The 15474-nt window shown below is 44.3% G+C and carries 17 protein-coding genes and 1 pseudogene; 6 read left to right on the top strand and 12 right to left on the bottom strand.

From position 1 onward, the window contains the following. Positions 1-48: 48 nt before the first annotated feature. The 8 genes and pseudogenes from AC0VYI_RS24730 to AC0VYI_RS24695 all read right to left on the bottom strand — a co-directional run bounded on the left by AC0VYI_RS24730 (position 49) and on the right by AC0VYI_RS24695 (position 6306). A complete protein-coding gene (locus tag AC0VYI_RS24730) occupies positions 49-561 on the bottom strand; it encodes a DUF6795 domain-containing protein (RefSeq protein ID WP_475446254.1) in 513 nt (170 codons plus the stop codon). A 340-nt stretch (positions 562-901) separates the two neighbouring features. Then, a complete protein-coding gene (locus AC0VYI_RS24725; protein ID WP_475446252.1) occupies positions 902-2047 on the bottom strand; it encodes a lipase family protein in 1146 nt (381 codons plus the stop codon). 26 nt (positions 2048-2073) lie between these two features. Continuing rightward, the gene (locus tag AC0VYI_RS24720; RefSeq protein ID WP_475446250.1) at positions 2074-2586 is read right to left on the bottom strand and encodes a DUF6795 domain-containing protein; all 513 of its coding nucleotides are present in this window, start codon (positions 2584-2586) and stop codon (positions 2074-2076) included. A 517-nt stretch (positions 2587-3103) separates the two neighbouring features. Beyond that, complete coding sequence (hepT, locus tag AC0VYI_RS24715; RefSeq protein ID WP_475446248.1) at positions 3104-3526, bottom strand: type VII toxin-antitoxin system HepT family RNase toxin; 423 nt, start codon at positions 3524-3526, stop codon at positions 3104-3106. Further along, positions 3523-3801: pseudogene (mntA, locus tag AC0VYI_RS24710) on the bottom strand (type VII toxin-antitoxin system MntA family adenylyltransferase antitoxin); the annotation flags it as partial. The gene hepT and the pseudogene mntA, both read right to left, overlap by 4 nt. Before the next feature lie 173 nt (positions 3802-3974). Beyond that, the gene (locus AC0VYI_RS24705) at positions 3975-4181 is read right to left on the bottom strand and encodes a hypothetical protein (RefSeq protein WP_475446247.1); all 207 of its coding nucleotides are present in this window, start codon (positions 4179-4181) and stop codon (positions 3975-3977) included. A 432-nt stretch (positions 4182-4613) separates the two neighbouring features. Next, positions 4614-5528 (bottom strand): nucleotidyl transferase AbiEii/AbiGii toxin family protein, encoded by a 915-nt coding sequence (locus AC0VYI_RS24700; RefSeq protein ID WP_475446245.1) that lies wholly within the window; start codon positions 5526-5528, stop codon positions 4614-4616. A gap of 4 nt (positions 5529-5532) precedes the next feature. Then, positions 5533-6306, bottom strand: coding sequence for a type IV toxin-antitoxin system AbiEi family antitoxin domain-containing protein (locus tag AC0VYI_RS24695; protein ID WP_475446243.1), 774 nt, complete (start codon positions 6304-6306; stop codon positions 5533-5535). Between the two features lie 600 nt (positions 6307-6906). Here AC0VYI_RS24695 and AC0VYI_RS24690 point away from each other — a divergent pair. From AC0VYI_RS24690 to AC0VYI_RS24670, 5 genes are all read left to right on the top strand, one after another. Continuing rightward, positions 6907-7230 carry a helix-turn-helix domain-containing protein gene (locus tag AC0VYI_RS24690; protein WP_475446241.1) on the top strand — a complete coding sequence of 108 codons (324 nt, stop codon included), beginning with the start codon at positions 6907-6909 and terminating at the stop codon, positions 7228-7230. Then, positions 7220-8575, top strand: coding sequence for a type II toxin-antitoxin system HipA family toxin (locus AC0VYI_RS24685; RefSeq protein WP_475446239.1), 1356 nt, complete (start codon positions 7220-7222; stop codon positions 8573-8575). The genes AC0VYI_RS24690 and AC0VYI_RS24685 overlap by 11 nt, the downstream gene beginning before the upstream one ends. Positions 8576-8587: 12 nt before the next feature. Next, a complete protein-coding gene (locus AC0VYI_RS24680; protein WP_475446237.1) occupies positions 8588-9592 on the top strand; it encodes a YecA family protein in 1005 nt (334 codons plus the stop codon). A 216-nt stretch (positions 9593-9808) separates the two neighbouring features. Then, complete coding sequence (locus AC0VYI_RS24675) at positions 9809-10114, top strand: transcriptional regulator (protein WP_475446235.1); 306 nt, start codon at positions 9809-9811, stop codon at positions 10112-10114. After that, entirely contained in the window at positions 10111-10644 is a 534-nt protein-coding gene (locus tag AC0VYI_RS24670; RefSeq protein WP_475446233.1) for a HipA N-terminal domain-containing protein, read from the top strand. The genes AC0VYI_RS24675 and AC0VYI_RS24670 overlap by 4 nt, the downstream gene beginning before the upstream one ends. A gap of 33 nt (positions 10645-10677) precedes the next feature. Here the strand turns inward: AC0VYI_RS24670 and AC0VYI_RS24665 are convergent, their stop codons facing one another. Next, a complete protein-coding gene (locus AC0VYI_RS24665) occupies positions 10678-11544 on the bottom strand; it encodes a YicC/YloC family endoribonuclease (protein ID WP_475446231.1) in 867 nt (288 codons plus the stop codon). A gap of 183 nt (positions 11545-11727) precedes the next feature. Here AC0VYI_RS24665 and rph point away from each other — a divergent pair, with 183 nt between their 5' ends. After that, the gene (gene rph / locus AC0VYI_RS24660; RefSeq protein WP_475446229.1) at positions 11728-12450 is read left to right on the top strand and encodes a ribonuclease PH; all 723 of its coding nucleotides are present in this window, start codon (positions 11728-11730) and stop codon (positions 12448-12450) included. An 83-nt stretch (positions 12451-12533) separates the two neighbouring features. Here the strand turns inward: rph and AC0VYI_RS24655 are convergent, their stop codons facing one another. The 3 genes from AC0VYI_RS24655 to AC0VYI_RS24645 all read right to left on the bottom strand — a co-directional run bounded on the left by AC0VYI_RS24655 (position 12534) and on the right by AC0VYI_RS24645 (position 15447). Next, positions 12534-12965, bottom strand: coding sequence for a 5'-nucleotidase C-terminal domain-containing protein (locus AC0VYI_RS24655; protein WP_475449846.1), 432 nt, complete (start codon positions 12963-12965; stop codon positions 12534-12536). A gap of 6 nt (positions 12966-12971) precedes the next feature. After that, the gene (locus tag AC0VYI_RS24650; protein WP_475446227.1) at positions 12972-14150 is read right to left on the bottom strand and encodes a metallophosphoesterase; all 1179 of its coding nucleotides are present in this window, start codon (positions 14148-14150) and stop codon (positions 12972-12974) included. Between the two features lie 187 nt (positions 14151-14337). Beyond that, positions 14338-15447, bottom strand: a complete 1110-nt coding sequence (locus AC0VYI_RS24645; RefSeq protein WP_475446225.1) for an ABC transporter ATP-binding protein — start codon at positions 15445-15447, stop codon at positions 14338-14340. Positions 15448-15474 lie beyond the last annotated feature (27 nt).

Below are 15474 nucleotides of genomic sequence, written 5' to 3'. Positions count from 1 at the left end.
TGTTGGCTTCTTGATTGAGTTCTTTTCATTCTTTAAATATATTGTAAATTAATCATAAAACTCATCATTATTGAATTTTTCTAGGATTTTCTCTCCAGACCAATCACAGATGCTAATAACCATTTGCTCATTTCTTACATTATATGCTGATGTATCGATACTGTATTCAAATTCACTATTTTTTAGGTCTGCATTTAATTTTAACATTAAAAGGCCTAATGGAGGGACTGGACTGTGGTCTTTACTTACTCTCCATAGGTAATAAAATGGTTTTTCTTGATTCTTTTCATTATTAAGATAAATTCTTTGGGAAATAGGAATGTTCTGACCAAAGATATCTCCCTGGGCACGAGATTTAATGATTTTTTCATCAAACTCAAATTCGCCATTATCATCGGTAATAGTGTAATCATAGAGGCTTTTTTCTTTATCATAGCCAGCGTAGAAAAGCTCGCGTACGACTTCAACACCAATGACGGGCTCACCGTTATCTGTGATTCTGCCTTTTACTGGGGGCGACAATTCCACGTCATAACGCTTTAAACCAAAAAAGCTGACCATAGCTTAGCTTCCTTATTAATCTTTTTAAGATATTGCTAAAGCGAATAAATACAAAGGGATGGGCTGATTAAGTCATCAAGAGAGCTATCCATCCTTAGATATGAATACATTCCTTTAGCATATAGGGTTAACGAATACTAACAAAATAGCGAGTCATTGTTCTATTTTGTAATGTGTAAAAATCACTCAATATCTGAAACCTCATTTTTAAAACAGAACTTTCAGTTAAACGGCACTTTGGATGGTTTCGAAGATAGGATGTTTACTTTGTGGTTGCACTTTTATTAGAGAGGTAAGTCAGGCCAACAGAGTTAGATAGCTAGGCCTGACTGATTGGCTATTAAGCAATTGATTGCAATGCAATTTTGGCTGCTTTAAGTAGTCTAGCGATGGTATTTTCAAATACCCATTTTATAAAAGAATAAGTAAGCTTGGTTGGTATGCCAACAGCTAGCCCTGAGAAGACGATCATATGTGCTAATAACCCTCTGACTTGATCTTCAAAGCCCACCATGGAAGCGATTTTTACTACTGCCTGTGCCATTAAGTCATATACGGTACCGATGGCGGCTGCCCCGGTTTGTAAGGAGCTCACTAAGGCTGTGAAGCCGCCATCATGCAATAGCGTTAGTAATGCGGCAGTGATTTTATCGGCCCAGTGAGTGGAATAGTAAGCATTTAGACGGTCTTCATAGTTGAGCCTAACACGCTGATAAACAGACATGCCTTTCTGGCTGAAGATATCGCTCCAACTGCTATGATCTGCTGTATTAATATATCCAGGGGCCGTTGCCATTGAGTGTGTTGCTGGACTAATGTTCACTGCTCTTAATGCTGTATATTCTTGACCGCTATTAGGTGTATGTACAAAGGGCCAAACAGGAACTTTAGTAACAGGGTCGGACGCATGCACACAGCGAAATATTTGATCTATACGTCCGCCACTAACTTCTGCAAAGCCTTTTTTGCCAACGCGAGGGCTGCCAAAAGTATATAGGTAAACGGTTTTGTCATAGGTTGCTTTAATCCAATCTGCAACCAGTGTGGCGACTGCACCGCCAAGGCTATGGCCGACACAATGGATGGCCCCATTACCATTTAGAACCTCTGGTTGTTTCATATAACTAGCGATGCCCTCCCTAAGAGAAGCAAAAGTAGATTGAAAGCCTTTATGAACTGGCATGCCAGAGTCACTATTTTTACAATGACAGGTTATATCGGTGATGGCATCCGCTTTTGTATTGGTTCCTCTAATCGCGATAACATGATCATTATTATATAGTTCGCTATGGCCTTTTCCTATTAAGGCAAAACCAGTATCTTGTCTCCAAAAAAAGCCGCCGGTACTACCTGTTTTTACATTATTTAAATTAAACTTAAAATGCTTCCTGATACCTCTTGGTATATTAATACTTGTAGTTTTTTGCTCTATTTGATATACAAGTAAAGCTAGTTGTGATGCGATTCTGGGAGATAACTCAGTCATATTTCATCCTTTAAATATATTATAAATTAATCATCAAACTCATCATTATTAAATTTTTCTAGGATTTTCTCTCCAGACCAATCACAAATGCTAATAACCATCTGTTTATTTCTGACATCATATCCAGATGTATCAATTGTGTATTCAAATTCACTATTTTTTAGGTCTGCATTTAATTTTAACATTAAAAGGCCTAATGTAGGGACTGGACTGTGGTCTTTACTTACTCTCCATAGGTAATAAAATGGTTTTTCTTGATTCTTTTCATTATTAAGATAAATTCTTTGGGAAATAGGAATGTTCTGACCAAAGATATCTCCCGGGGCACGAGATTTAATGATTTTTTCATCAAACTCAAATTCGCCATTATCATTGGTAGTTGAAGAGTCAAATAGAGCATTCTTTTTATCGTAGCCAGCGTAGAAAAGCTCGCGTACGACTTCAGCTCCAACGACTGGCTCACCGTTATCTGTAATTCTGCCTTTTACTGGGGGCGACAATTCCACGTCATAGCGTTTTAAACCAAAAAAGCTGACCATAGCTTAGCTTCCTTATTAATCTTTTTAAGATATTGCTAAAGCGTATAAAGATATAAGGAGGGGCTGATTAAGTCATCAAGAGAGCTATCCATCCTTAGATATGAATACATTCCTTTAGCATATAGGGCTAACGCATACTAACAAAAGAGCGAGTCATGGTTCTATCTTGCAATGTGTAAAAATTACTCAATATTTGAACTCTGTTCTCTCATTTGTTCAATCAGAACTTTCAGCTCCTAAGTTCTTTGTGGCGTTTCGATGATAGGATGTTTACTTTGTGGTTGAGTTTTTATTGGAGAGGTAAGTCAGAATATCTAGTTTGATTGCTCTAGCCCGTGTACTCGACCTAGAGTTGTTTGTCGCACCTAAAAAGTCTGTTCCTGCCATCAAGTCGATCATTCGAAGTTGCCAAGGTATAAATCATAATGGGGTATCAAGGATGAAGGTGAGCAATCGACTTAGACGAAAGCACATTGGCTTCAGAGCGGAATCCTAGCTTGAGGCGGTCTAGAGTTCTTCATATGAGATTGGATAGATCGAGGCTTTTAATTGCTTTAACAAATTCTTCAAAATCACTAAGTCTATGTTCTACAACATGCTTTACTATTTCTAAGTTAAGGGTCTGATAGTCGAGAACAGCGACATTGCGCAGCCCGACCATTTTTTGCAAGTTTAAAGCAAGCGGCGCAGAGATGAGTCCAGCTTGTTTGAGTAGTTCAAAACTGTCTCGGCTACTTTGGGGAATCCCCGTTTTATGCTGTTTATTAATGATGTTAGCGGTATCAATGCTGGCTTCACAGGCCCGTTGAAGGTTCAGAACAATAGAATCTTGGCTGGTATAGTCGGTTTCGAATTCTTCTTTTGATAAAGCATAAACGTCCCGAATACGCCTCAAGCCGTGCTCAATGGTTGCTAACTTATTTAGAATCGAGTCGTTCATTTTAAAAACTCCCGCAGAATATCCGCTCGCTCTTCATTTAAATGCTGATACATAGACATAACCTGCATTTCAAATTTGGTTTGCTCGTTTTCACTACCAAAGAGTCGCTCACCGTTCATGATGACTTGGTTCTGCAATACAGTTGATGCCGTTAGTAGATCGACTAAATCCACGTCTTGATTGAGTTCGATGGCGAGAGTTTGTTCAAGGTCAAAGCGTGCTACGGGATCCATTTTTTTCTCCAGTAGCACGGCGATGTCGATATCACTAGAGGGGTCGAGCTGCCATCTGCCTGTGAACCGAACAAGTAAATCAGCCTGACACTAGGCATCAGCAGCTTTACCGCTTTATCTAGCATGGTTCCTACAGATCTTCGCCGAAAGTGTTGTAAGGCTGCTCTGCTTGCTAGGCCATGTTTAAACTTCCAGTCTAAATCGACATATCAATTTTATGTGTCGATATTTTTCTGTTTTTTCGACATAACACTTTTCTGTGTCGATACACTCGACATATCAAGACTCAATCCACACGACTCACCAAAACAGGGTTTTGAGTAGGAAACTTCAAAGTAGTACGCCATCCCTTGGGCATTTTGGGCTGTATGGGCGAAAGAAAAAGCGCATTTACCGCTTACCAAGTCGATGATTGAAGCCATCGAGACACACTTGCGAAGCATATCGCTGCGCTAAAATGATAACCGACGCGTACTGCAATGCAGCGGCGTCGGTCATATTGGGTTAAAACATTCTTGGACGGGTAACTTTTTACCTAAGAACCTATTCGATGTTTGGATCTGAATAATTGATTGAAATAAAAAACAATTAAAAATCAATTTTTTAGGTTGTTTTTGTGCGTTTATTTTTTCGTGTTACCCACCAATCTACTCACCCTTTAATTCTTTCAAAAATTTACGAATTAATTTTAAAAATCCTTATTTCAAGGCGGGGATAGTTGGGATTATAGGCCTTTTCTAAGCTTATTGAATCCCTGAAGTTTTTCAATGAGTGTATTTTGAACCAGACTTTTTGTCGCTATGAAAAACGCCGGATACCTAAGCTAAAAGTTTTGTAGCCATGCACAGCAATATTTATATTTCTAATATGTGTTGTAGTCGATGGTAAGCTTCTTCATGTTTTTCTGGGTTCATTTTGGCCAGTTTTTGCATTTTCCAACGAACAGCAGGCAACTGGTTGATTCCTGAAAGTTCCAAAAGAGACCAGTCGGGGGTACGATTTTTGAAAGACAGTAAAAATGATCGCTCTTGAGGCGTCAAAGACGAGTTTATGAGCCTCACCGGCTGTTCGCGAATTGCTTCGAGTTCCGCTTGGGGAATGTCTTGATCGGCCATATTCTGAAACTCCCCTTCATAAACGCCTGAAATGTCCTTGAAGTTTGGTCTAAGTAGTTCGGCAATAGGACGTGGGTGGCTAATAATATAAACCAATAAGGCTTTGCGAAGCTCATCGATGAGGCCCTCGTTATCAAGTAGTTGCTTGACGTCGAAAAGATCCCTTGGGTGTTGACGATCCAGTGCGGCACAGATTTTTCCCGCGTATAAATCGGCAAAACTTACCACTGGCATCTCTGCAAAACCAAACTCATCTTCAACAGCTCCACTTACTGGCATGACTTGGGGGGCGTAAACCGTACCGCGTAGTACAGGGGATAGTTCAATTTTTATTTGAACGTTATCTCGCTCCACCAATAAACGCAGAGCATCTGATTTATCCTGGAAGGCGCGGACAACACGAGTATTGTCGATGTTAGCCGTGATCGTGGTGGCTAGGGTTTCTAGGTTGCTCTTGATGGTCTGTAGGGCTTCATTCCGTTCCATCATGGGCAGAAAAACTAAGTCGATATCAACCGAAAGTCGAGGAAAGTCACGAACGAACAAATTGATAGCGGTTCCACCTTTGAGAGCGAAACAGTCGTGCTGCGCAACAAAAGGAATAATCCTGAGTAGTAGCTGCACTTGTCGGTAGTAGTGGCTTTGTCTATTCATGTTTTCACATATCCTTAGGCACTGTTATTTGCCAAGTTGGCTCTAGTTTGCCACCTTTAGCGAGCAGTCGTTTACCAGTGCCCAGTGCATACTGTTCTGGTGTGAGGTGCTTAAGCCAAGCGTGTTGATGTCTTCCTGCCAGCCAGAGAAAGAGTCGCTTTGCTTTGATACTACTACAGGCTTTCAGCAAGGCATTCAGCTTTCGAGGCGATAGGTTGTGTAATCCTTGCATAAGTTGGTCAGCATGTTCAAAGCTGATGGTATTGGGCACTATAGCTAAAAGCTCCAAAATGGCTTTCTCTGGACAGGAATAATGTAATGAAGGAAGTGATGCTTGCCAGCTATCTTGCCTCAGGTACTGGTTGTCTTGCATTAGCGTCTCTGGCCATAGGCGACGAGTGCCATGCCACTTAAATTGTGCTGGCGCATCGATTCTAGCCAGCCATCTAGGCAGCATCTCAGCAGAATAGAGGTGAACCTTGGGTTTGTTTCCTTTGGACAGGTAATGGCCAAGTCCTTCCAGCTCTAACGCTGTCAGACCTCCAACATGGACAGGGACATCGGTCATACGTTGCAACGAAGCAACGATTCCTTTCCAGGATAGCTTCGCTTCTTGCCTAGTGTAAACACCGGCTGCGACAGGGATCAGCGTTTGGCTCCGTACTGCATTGTCCAGAAAATGCAGGTTGAGTCCTTGCGTCTCCAGCCATGATTTGGTGGCGATCATATCCAACGGCAGCAGTTTCTGTAGTCGCTGTCTGGCTTCAGTGTTCAGCATGACTGCTCTCATCTTGGTTTATAAAAAATAAAATACACGTTGATTATTGACGTGATTTTTAGATTTTTCAAACTATTTGAATTTTGGGTTTGTAAATTTGTAATTTCACGTCAATTATTGCCGTAAAAATTGTAATTTAAAAACCACGTCAACACTGATAATTGAAGCTGGGCATTCATAAGTTACAGTGTTGTATTGCTCACCAGTTAACTCACCAGAAAGATGAAACAACATGAAACGGGTTAGAATATACTGAAATGAAAAAAACCTGTTAAATCAGGGCTTTGGTGAATATTAGAAAGTGTTGGAAAACAAGAGAAAATTATTCAATATTCGAATCTGCTCATTGAGTAACAGGCTATAACCTATCAAACTCAATAACTTACCGAAAAGAAACCGTTCAAAAATGTCTGTTTGCCCACCAAACTGCCTATGGCTTTTACTAAATCTTAGTGGTTAGCAATGGAAAAACAGTGCCGTTTTTATGCTGCTGTTAGGGCTAAAATATAGCAGTTTAGAAAGGCTTTATCGAGTGATTTTATCAACAACGCATCCAGAAATGGACATGATAGTATCCATTTTCTGTTTTATTTCGCTATAATGGATATAACTGTATCCATTTGGTCTTTACGGATGAATTTTACCTTACTTGATGATACCGATGTAAGCCAAGCCTATGCGGCTTATTTACGTGAGTTACGCCAACAAGCAAAGTTGTCACGAGCGGCGCTTGCTGAGCGAAGCTGCGTACCTGCGGCCACCATTAAGAAATTTGAGCTGACCGGGCAAATTTCATTTCGCCAATTGCTGCTGCTATGGCAGACCCTCGACTCGCTTGGGCGTTTATATGAGCTCACACAACCTAACAAAGAGCGCGCCGCTATGCCCTCTAGTATTGATGAGGTACTAAAAGATGAGTTTTAAACCCATTCAGAAACTCACTGTAACTCGTACGTTAAGCTCAGGTGAACAAATATCTGTTGGAGTCTTGGCGCAGAATCGGCAAGGCGTTTTTTTTCAGTATGCAGACAGCTATTTGCAACAGTTTGGCAATTTATCACCTTTTACCTTGCAAGCGAATGCGCAAGTTCAAGCCGCACCTAAAGCGCCGCACCAAGGTGTACATGGCGTATTTGGAGATTGTTTGCCCGATGGCTGGGGCATGCTGTTGCAAGATCGTATTTTCCGGCAAAAGGGCATCCTGCCTAATCAATTAACGGCGATGGATAGACTGGCCTTTGTCGGTGATAAAGGCATGGGAGCGCTGTCATTTTCTCCGGTGTCTGAGTTTTCAGCCTCCACGCGGGCGGATATTGATTTAGCTACTTTAGGCTTAGAAGCACAAACGCTGTTCGATTCTTCAATGTCAGATTATAAAGACGACAACCACGATGAGTTAGATGGGGATACTCAACAAGTGTTGACCGCATTAGTCGCCGGAGGGAGTTCGGGTGGGGCAAGGCCCAAGGCACAGATTTATATGCCTGCTGGGGGAGCTCAGCATTGTCGAACCTTTGCTCAGCCTGGAGATGAAGCTTGGCTGATTAAGTTTACCTCGAAAAATCTAGCGCTCGGCCATGAAGAAGGTTTGTGTGAGGCGGTTTATTTGCAAGTGGCTGAGCAAGCAAAGTGCCAGCCGCCAATTTGGCAGCTCATTGAAGCACCACCTACAAGCGGTGCGCCTGCTTGGTTGGCGCTCAAACGTTTTGATTATGTCACTGAACAGGCCGACTTAGGCAGCAAGCGCAGTGCAGGTCGATTGCATATGCACAGCGCTTGCGGGCTGCTGGATGCAGACTTTCGAACGCCAAGTTTAGATTATATTGACTTGATAAAAGCCAGCCGTCAGTTGTGTAAATCTCCCGCTGCTGGACAACTGCAATTTCGCCGTGCCGTTTTTAACCTGCTGTTGTCCAACCAAGACGACCACAGTAAAAACTGGGCGTTTTTGCAAGCGGATGACGGTCAATGGGATCCTGCACCTTTTTATGATGTTACTTACAGCCCACATCCATTCAACGAACACGCCACTGCGTTCGGGGGTTATGGCAAAGCGCCACCGATTAAGGTGATGCAAAAGCTAGCGACCAGTGCGGGCTTTGCGAATTGGCATGATGCCAGACAAGTCATTGAAGAAGTCGCAGAAGCCATCAGCCAATTTACGTATCTTGCACAGCAACAAGGGATCAGTAAAACGACAGTGTCTGCGATTGCTAAGACATTGGATCAGCGCAAACAGGAAAATGCAGCGCTTTTTCTACAACAATAAGAAGGAGGAACAATGAAGCTTGGTCGTAACGATCCTTGCCATTGTGGCAGTGGTAAAAAATTTAAACATTGTTGTATGAACAGCGCCTCCAAGCAACATGCCCAAGTTTTCGATGATGTGGAAGCCATGCTGGCAATGAATCCAAATTTGAGCCTTGATGAGCTCAACGCAGCTTTACAGCACAAAGTGCAGGATCGCAATAATCAACCTCATCCCGATTTTTGTGGCGTGACACCCACGCAAATGGCCAATTGGCTTTATGCGCCTTTTGATGAATTACAGTGGGTGACAATCAGCACACCAGACGATCTTTCTGCCAGCCCTGTGATGCGTTATCTAGCGCTCATTCTTAATGAGGCCATGGCACAAGACGGATCATTCAAAACCACGAGTAAAGGCAATTTACCGACTAAGTTGGTCAAACAGGCCAGTGAATTATTGCCTGAGTTTGCTGTTGCTCAATTCGAACGTGATATAAGTATCAGCGAGTTTGCGGGCAGTAACGAAGACAAATTCAATGCCTTGCACTACACCAGAGTGCTAGCCGAAATTAGTGGCATGATTTATCGGCGCAGCGGTCGCTACCATGTAAAAAAATCAGCGCAAAAACTGTATCAAGCCCTAGGCATACAGGCATTTTTTAAACCTATGTTAGAAGCCGCTATCAGCAAATATAACTGGGGTTATTTGGACGGTTTTGAGTTCGATGTCGACTTGCGTACCTTTTGGTTGTTTATGTTGTGGCGCATTCAGAGCCACAGCAGTGTAGAACAGCTGATTGAAGAGGTGAGGACAGCTTTCCCCGATTTACTACTAGCATTCCCTACTGATGACTACTTCTCACCAGAAAGAAACTTAAGCATGTTAATTGAATCACGATTTATTAAGCGATTTTTACAGTTTTGGGGATTTGTGACCATTGATTCAAGACGTTATTTAAACACAGAACCTGTTGGTAGAACGGTACAGGTACAGCCTTTATTAAATCAAACTTTTCAATTCACAATAAATACATAGCAAGGTCATCGTCTAGATGGGTATTTAGATGCTAAAGCGCGCCAGGCACTCAGAGCCATCCGAGATCAGCGCCGTCCTTTCAGGTGTATTTTGGTGGCTTGTGGCAGTCAGGCCCTCGTGTCATTGGCTTAGATAACGCACAAGCCAAACCTAAAAGCAGGATATTAATCCAATTATATTCGGTAAAATGGGAATATAGTCCCTTTGGTTGGTGATATGGCTAAGCGTGATTTACACAATGTATTGTTTCCAAAGCAGCGCAAAATCCTGACTCATTTTGGTGAGGACTTGTTGTTGGCGATGAAACGACGTGGTTTTACAAAAAAGCTGCTGTGTGAGCGCACTGGCTTTGATCATAAAACCGTGAACAAAGTCTTCGCAGGTGATCCGGGCGTTGCCATAGGCACTTACTTAAAGGTAATGGCCGTACTTGGCATGGAGAGTAATTTTGAAGAAATGGCCGCTCACGACGAAGTGGGTATCAAGCTGCAAAACATAAAATTGCTGGAAGGTTCAAGATGAGCCGTGAAGTCGTCGAAGTCTATGCCGACTGGCAGCCAATTGAAGCGCCTTTGCCAATAGGGCAGCTTGCTTACAGCGACTCAAGTCGAGGTGGCGTGTTTAGTTTTGCCTACGATAAAGCGTTTCTAGCCTCAGCCTATCGCTTGCAAATTGATCCTATGTTAACGCTTCATTCAGGTGAGTTTTACAATGATGAATCAGATAAAAACTTCCGTGCATTCCTAGACTCTTCGCCAGATCGCTGGGGACGTATCTTGATGCAGCGTCGCGCTGTTATTGAAGCGAATAAGGGTATTCGACCTACAAGTCGACTGACAGAGCTGGATTATCTACTCGGTGTGCATGATTCCTATCGCATGGGCGAAATAAAACGGGTCAGAGTAAATTTAAACAATGAATCGCCGCTCGTTGGTAAAGCCGTTTTCGAATTGAGGAAAGGTGCGATACACCTCTTCGATACGTTTGACAGCATGCTCAATAGAAGTAATTTTATGAACAATAGCTTCAGACATCATAAAGGCCCCTATTGAGCTTGGAAGATAGGTTGATAAGCTATAAATGCCTTATTCGATGTTTTGAATCTGCTCTCTCATTTGCTCAATCAACACCTTCAATTCCACAGCACTTTGGGTGGTTTCCACGACGATGGATTTTGACGAAAGGGTGTTGGCTTCGCGGTTGAGTTCTTGCATAAGGAAGTCGAGTCGGCGGCCGATGGGGCCGTTTTGTTGTAGCTGACGACGCACTTCTTTGGTGTGGGTGGCGAGGCGATCCAGTTCTTCGGCAACGTCGGCTTTTTGTGCCAATAATACGATTTCCGCTTCGACACGCATGGGGTCGAGGTCGACTTTTGCGGCTTCCAGTTTGTCGAGTAGGTTTTGTTTTTGTGCGGCTAGAATCTCTGGCAATTTGGCTTTGACGTCTTCGACGATGTGGTCAATGGCATCAAGGCGCTGTTCGATGATGTTTTTGAGCTGCGCGCCTTCACGAAGTCGTACTTGGATGAGTTCGTCAATCGATTGGTTAAAGAGTTCGACGACGGCTTTTTTGATGGCTTCAAAGTCGCTGCCTTCTTCGCTTAGGATGCCCGGCCATTTTAAGATGTCTAACGGATTGGCTGGATCAAGGTCTTTAAACCAGGTGCCAAGTGTATCGATAGCCTTCGCTAGGGCTTGGGCGTTGCTTGGGTTGATGCTCAAGCTGGTGGCGGCTTTGTCGACGCCTTGAAAGCGCAATTGGCATTCTAGTTTGCCTCGGTTGATTTTTTTGCGCAGCACATCACGAAAAGCAAACTCAAGCTCACGGAAGTTTTCCGGTAGGCGAAAACTGGGTTCTAGGTAGCGTTGGTTCACTGAGCGTACTTCCCAGCTGATGGTGCCCCAATCGAATACGGCTTCTTGGCGTGAGAAAGCGGTCATGCTTGCTGTCATCTTGAGTACCTAACAATAAATAGAAAAAGAAATAAAGAGAAAAACGAAGGGCTTATTGTAGCTTAACGGGCTCTGCTTCGACAGTTTCGTAGATTGTTGGTTTTTCCCATCACTGGGGGCGCAATTTTATCTAAGATCATTATAATTGGGCCTTTAAAAATGGTTATGACAGAGAGAGCAAATATGCGTCCAAGCGGAAGAGAAGCAGATCAGTTACGTTCCCTGAAGATCACACGCAACTTTACTAAACATGCCGAAGGGTCGGTGTTGATCGAATGTGGCGATACTAAGGTTATTTGTACTGCGACAGTGGTCAATGGCGTGCCTCGTTTCTTGAAAGGCAAGGGCCAAGGTTGGATTACCGCAGAATATGGTATGTTGCCTCGTTCTACGCACAGCCGTATGGACCGCGAAGCCGCACGAGGCAAGCAAGGCGGTCGCACGGTTGAGATTCAACGCTTAATTGGTCGCTCTTTGCGTGCCGCGGTGGATTTAAAAAAATTAGGTGAGAATACGATCACCATTGACTGTGATGTCATTCAAGCCGACGGCGGCACTCGTACGGCCTCTATCACCGGTGGTTTTGTGGCGTTGGCCGATGCCATGCGCGTGTTGGTGGAAACGAAAAAAGTAAAAGAAAATCCTATTGTGGCACAAATCGCGGCCATTTCTGTGGGGGTTTATCAAGGTGTGCCCGTACTAGATTTGGATTATCTAGAAGATTCCAATGCCGCAACCGATATGAATGTCATCATGAACGACAAAGGAGGTTTCATTGAGATTCAAGGAACGGCCGAAGGCGAAGCCTTTAGTGATGAGCATATGATGGGCATGTTGGCAGTGGCGCGTAAAGGTATTTCTGAAATCATGGCGCTGCAACGGGATGTATTGTTTGAGAAAAAATAAGCGTTAGCACGGCTTATCTTTTGAATAAGACCAGCCCCTGATAGACTGCATTACATCCTATAAGGGGCTGTTTTTTTTATTGGCTATGGCTCCCGTTGAATGGCCCCTGTTGGGGCGTAATCGTCTGGATTCAGCGGTGAGTGCTGTTTGATGTACTTTGCTAATAGGTCCGCATCGCTGTCGCCTGTGTTGACATAGCTTGGTAGATCGGTGAGTTTCGGGTAGCCGTCACCACCGCTGGCGGAGTAGTTGTTGGTGGCAAGGCGGTAAGTGCGACCTTGTTCAAGTGGCTTACCGTTAATGAGTATGTGGGTGGCTTTGCCATTTTTCAGGGTGAGTGATACCCCTTGGAATTGGGCAAAGGCCCCAGTGCCTGGCGGCATACTGGCCACCGCCGATAAATAGTCTGTGAGCTGGTCGGCGTTAAGCGTGACATACGCTAAGGTGTTTCCAAAAGGTTGGACTTTCAGCACACTTTTATAGGTGATAGCACCTTCTGGGAGGCTGTCACGAATGCCGCCTTAGTTCATTACTGCGAGGTCAGCGTGAGCGGCTTCTTTCATCGTGCGGGCAATTAAATTACCTAAGTTGGTTTCTTCATGACGAATTTGGTGTCGATCCCCGATAAAGTCGCCTGTTGCCTTGCCGATTTGGGTATTGAGCGCTTGTTCGCCCTTTTCTTGATAAGGGGTCAATAAGTTGATCATGTCCGGGTCTTGTGGAATGTCATCCTCAATCAATCGGTCTTTGCTGTGTTGGTCTGACGTATTTTTCTTTAAGTTCACTGGGATGAGCTTATAGGAATAATGCGTAATTTTGCCGTTTTCATAGGTCAGATCAAGGCGCCCCACGTATTTACCCCACTCGTGAGCTTGTAGAATCAAGGTGCCATTTTGCACGTCGGGTTTGAATAAAGGGGTTTGAGAATGACCGCCGACAATCACGTCAATACCGGGTACCGCCCGAGCTAAGGACACGTCGCCAGGTGCATTGCCGCCATGGTTGCCATTTTTATAATGGCCCATGTGGGTGATGGCGATAATAATATCCGCCTGCTTACGCAGTTTTGGGATCAGGGTTTTGGCCACCTCAATGGGGGATTTGATCTCCAAGCCTTTGAGATATTCTGGGTTACCAAGCTTGGCAGTATCGTCTGTGGTGAATCCGACGACAGCAATTTTTAGGTCCCCTTCTTTGAAAATTTTATAGGCCTGAAACAGTGGTTTGCCCGTTTTTTTATCGATGATGTTGGCGGAGAGGAAGGGAAATCCTGCCCATTTTTGCTGTTGCTCCAGTACCGCTCGGGGATTGTCGAATTCATGATTCCCTAGGGCCATGGCATCGTAGTGAAGCATGCGCATACCGAGAAAATCTGGCTCGGCGTCTTGTAAATCGGACTCTGGAACGCCTGTATTAATGTCGCCGCCGGATAGCAGCATGGTGTAGCCATCGTTTAGCGCGACTTCTTCGCGAATATTATCGATAAGGGTTTTACGAGCGGCTAGGCCATATTCGCCTTGCTCATTCTGCCAGAAGCGACCGTGGTGGTCGTTGGTGTGTAAAATGGTCAGATGATAGATTTTGCCCGGTTGCCAATCGGGTTTCGCAGGTGGGGTAGGTGCAAGGCTTGCACAACCCACCATGACGAGGGTGAGTAGGCTGACTAGGAGATAATTAAGAGATCGACGATACCATTTCATTTAGCCATTCCTTTGAGTTTTCGTTTGCCAGAAAGGTAGCTTATATCGGCGATAAGTTCGAGAGTTTGTGTGAAAAGTTTGCCTCTTTCTCTTGTAAATGAACAGTCTTGTCAATGCACCGTCACACCATAAAAAAGCCAACCCGAAGGTTGGCAAAATACAATGAAGGGAGTCCCTGATAGGGAGGTTAAACGTCTAAGCGCTTGCCTGACTTCGCGTCGAATACCACAGCTTTAGAGGTATCGAACATCATGTTGATGACATCCCCAGGTTTGGCTGGGTAGGCAGGGTTCGAGCGACAGTTGATCTCGGCGTCGTTGATGCGCGTGAGGATCATGGTGTCGGCGCCCATTGGCTCAGTGACTTCCACTTCTATGCCCGTTGTGACGACGAATGCTTGGCCTTCTTTGTGGGGCTGGGGTTCGGTGATCATTTCAGGGCGTAAACCAAGTAACACTGTCTCGCCGACATAAGCTTTTAATGAGTCTGGGTTAGGGAAAGGCAAGGCTGTTGTTTCACTGGCATTCAGCTCTAGCATCGGTACACCGTTCTGCTCGACGATTTTCGACGGTATAAAGTTCATTGCAGGGGAGCCCATAAAGCCCGCAACAAATAAGTTTGCTGGATTATCGTAGATTTCCTGCGGTGTACCCAATTGCTGCACTTCGCCATCTTTCATTACTGCAATGCGGTCGGCCAGAGTCATGGCTTCGATCTGATCATGGGTCACGTAGACGATGGTGGTGCCAAGTTTCTTGTGTAGCTTTTTGATTTCGGTACGCATTTCCACACGCAATTTGGCGTCTAGGTTCGATAACGGCTCATCAAATAGATACAGCTGTGGACGACGGGCCAAGGCTCGGCCCATGGCCACACGCTGACGCTGACCACCGGACAGTTGCGCGGGTTTACGATCCAATAAATGGCTGATCTGTAACAGCTCTGCTACCCGTTGAATTTCCACATCGCGTTCTTCTTTTGGCACTTTGCGCATTTCTAAGCCAAAAGAGATGTTTTGTGCCACCGTCATGTTGGGGTACAGCGCATAAGATTGAAACACCATGGCGATGTCGCGATCTTTTGGGCTGGTGTAGGTGACGTCTTTGTCCGCGATGAGAATACGACCTTCGGTCACATCTTCCAGCCCAGCGATGGAATTCATCAGGGTGGATTTACCGCACCCAGAAGGGCCGACGAGAATCAAAAACTCGCCCGCTTCAATGGCAATGTTAATGCCTTTTAAAATTTCTGTTTTGCCGTAGCTCTTTTTTACGTTGTCTATGGTTAGGTTTGCCATCTTGTTGCTCCAAATTCTCTGTGAATC

This window comes from Marinomonas sp. 63XJN7_9_ISO-PGPR-S23-217 (genome assembly GCF_056173515.1).
Note: the sequence above shows the minus strand (reverse complement) of the source record. Positions and strands in the feature narration are given on the sequence as shown.

Bases quoted from the DNA above. Each gene is read 5' to 3' on its own strand.
- AC0VYI_RS24730 (WP_475446254.1), bottom strand. From the start codon at position 561: ATGGTCAGCTTTTTTGGTTTAAAGCGTTATGACGTGGAATTGTCGCCC.
- AC0VYI_RS24725 (WP_475446252.1), bottom strand. From the start codon at position 2,047: ATGACTGAGTTATCTCCCAGAATCGCATCACAACTAGCTTTACTTGTA.
- AC0VYI_RS24720 (WP_475446250.1), bottom strand. From the start codon at position 2,586: ATGGTCAGCTTTTTTGGTTTAAAACGCTATGACGTGGAATTGTCGCCC.
- hepT (WP_475446248.1), bottom strand. From the start codon at position 3,526: ATGAACGACTCGATTCTAAATAAGTTAGCAACCATTGAGCACGGCTTG.
- AC0VYI_RS24705 (WP_475446247.1), bottom strand. From the start codon at position 4,181: ATGGCTTCAATCATCGACTTGGTAAGCGGTAAATGCGCTTTTTCTTTC.
- AC0VYI_RS24700 (WP_475446245.1), bottom strand. From the start codon at position 5,528: ATGAATAGACAAAGCCACTACTACCGACAAGTGCAGCTACTACTCAGG.
- AC0VYI_RS24695 (WP_475446243.1), bottom strand. From the start codon at position 6,306: ATGCTGAACACTGAAGCCAGACAGCGACTACAGAAACTGCTGCCGTTG.
- AC0VYI_RS24690 (WP_475446241.1), top strand. From the start codon at position 6,907: ATGGATATAACTGTATCCATTTGGTCTTTACGGATGAATTTTACCTTA.
- AC0VYI_RS24685 (WP_475446239.1), top strand. From the start codon at position 7,220: ATGAGTTTTAAACCCATTCAGAAACTCACTGTAACTCGTACGTTAAGC.
- AC0VYI_RS24680 (WP_475446237.1), top strand. From the start codon at position 8,588: ATGAAGCTTGGTCGTAACGATCCTTGCCATTGTGGCAGTGGTAAAAAA.
- AC0VYI_RS24675 (WP_475446235.1), top strand. From the start codon at position 9,809: ATGGCTAAGCGTGATTTACACAATGTATTGTTTCCAAAGCAGCGCAAA.
- AC0VYI_RS24670 (WP_475446233.1), top strand. From the start codon at position 10,111: ATGAGCCGTGAAGTCGTCGAAGTCTATGCCGACTGGCAGCCAATTGAA.
- AC0VYI_RS24665 (WP_475446231.1), bottom strand. From the start codon at position 11,544: ATGACAGCAAGCATGACCGCTTTCTCACGCCAAGAAGCCGTATTCGAT.
- rph (WP_475446229.1), top strand. From the start codon at position 11,728: ATGCGTCCAAGCGGAAGAGAAGCAGATCAGTTACGTTCCCTGAAGATC.
- AC0VYI_RS24650 (WP_475446227.1), bottom strand. From the start codon at position 14,150: ATGAAATGGTATCGTCGATCTCTTAATTATCTCCTAGTCAGCCTACTC.
- AC0VYI_RS24645 (WP_475446225.1), bottom strand. From the start codon at position 15,447: ATGGCAAACCTAACCATAGACAACGTAAAAAAGAGCTACGGCAAAACA.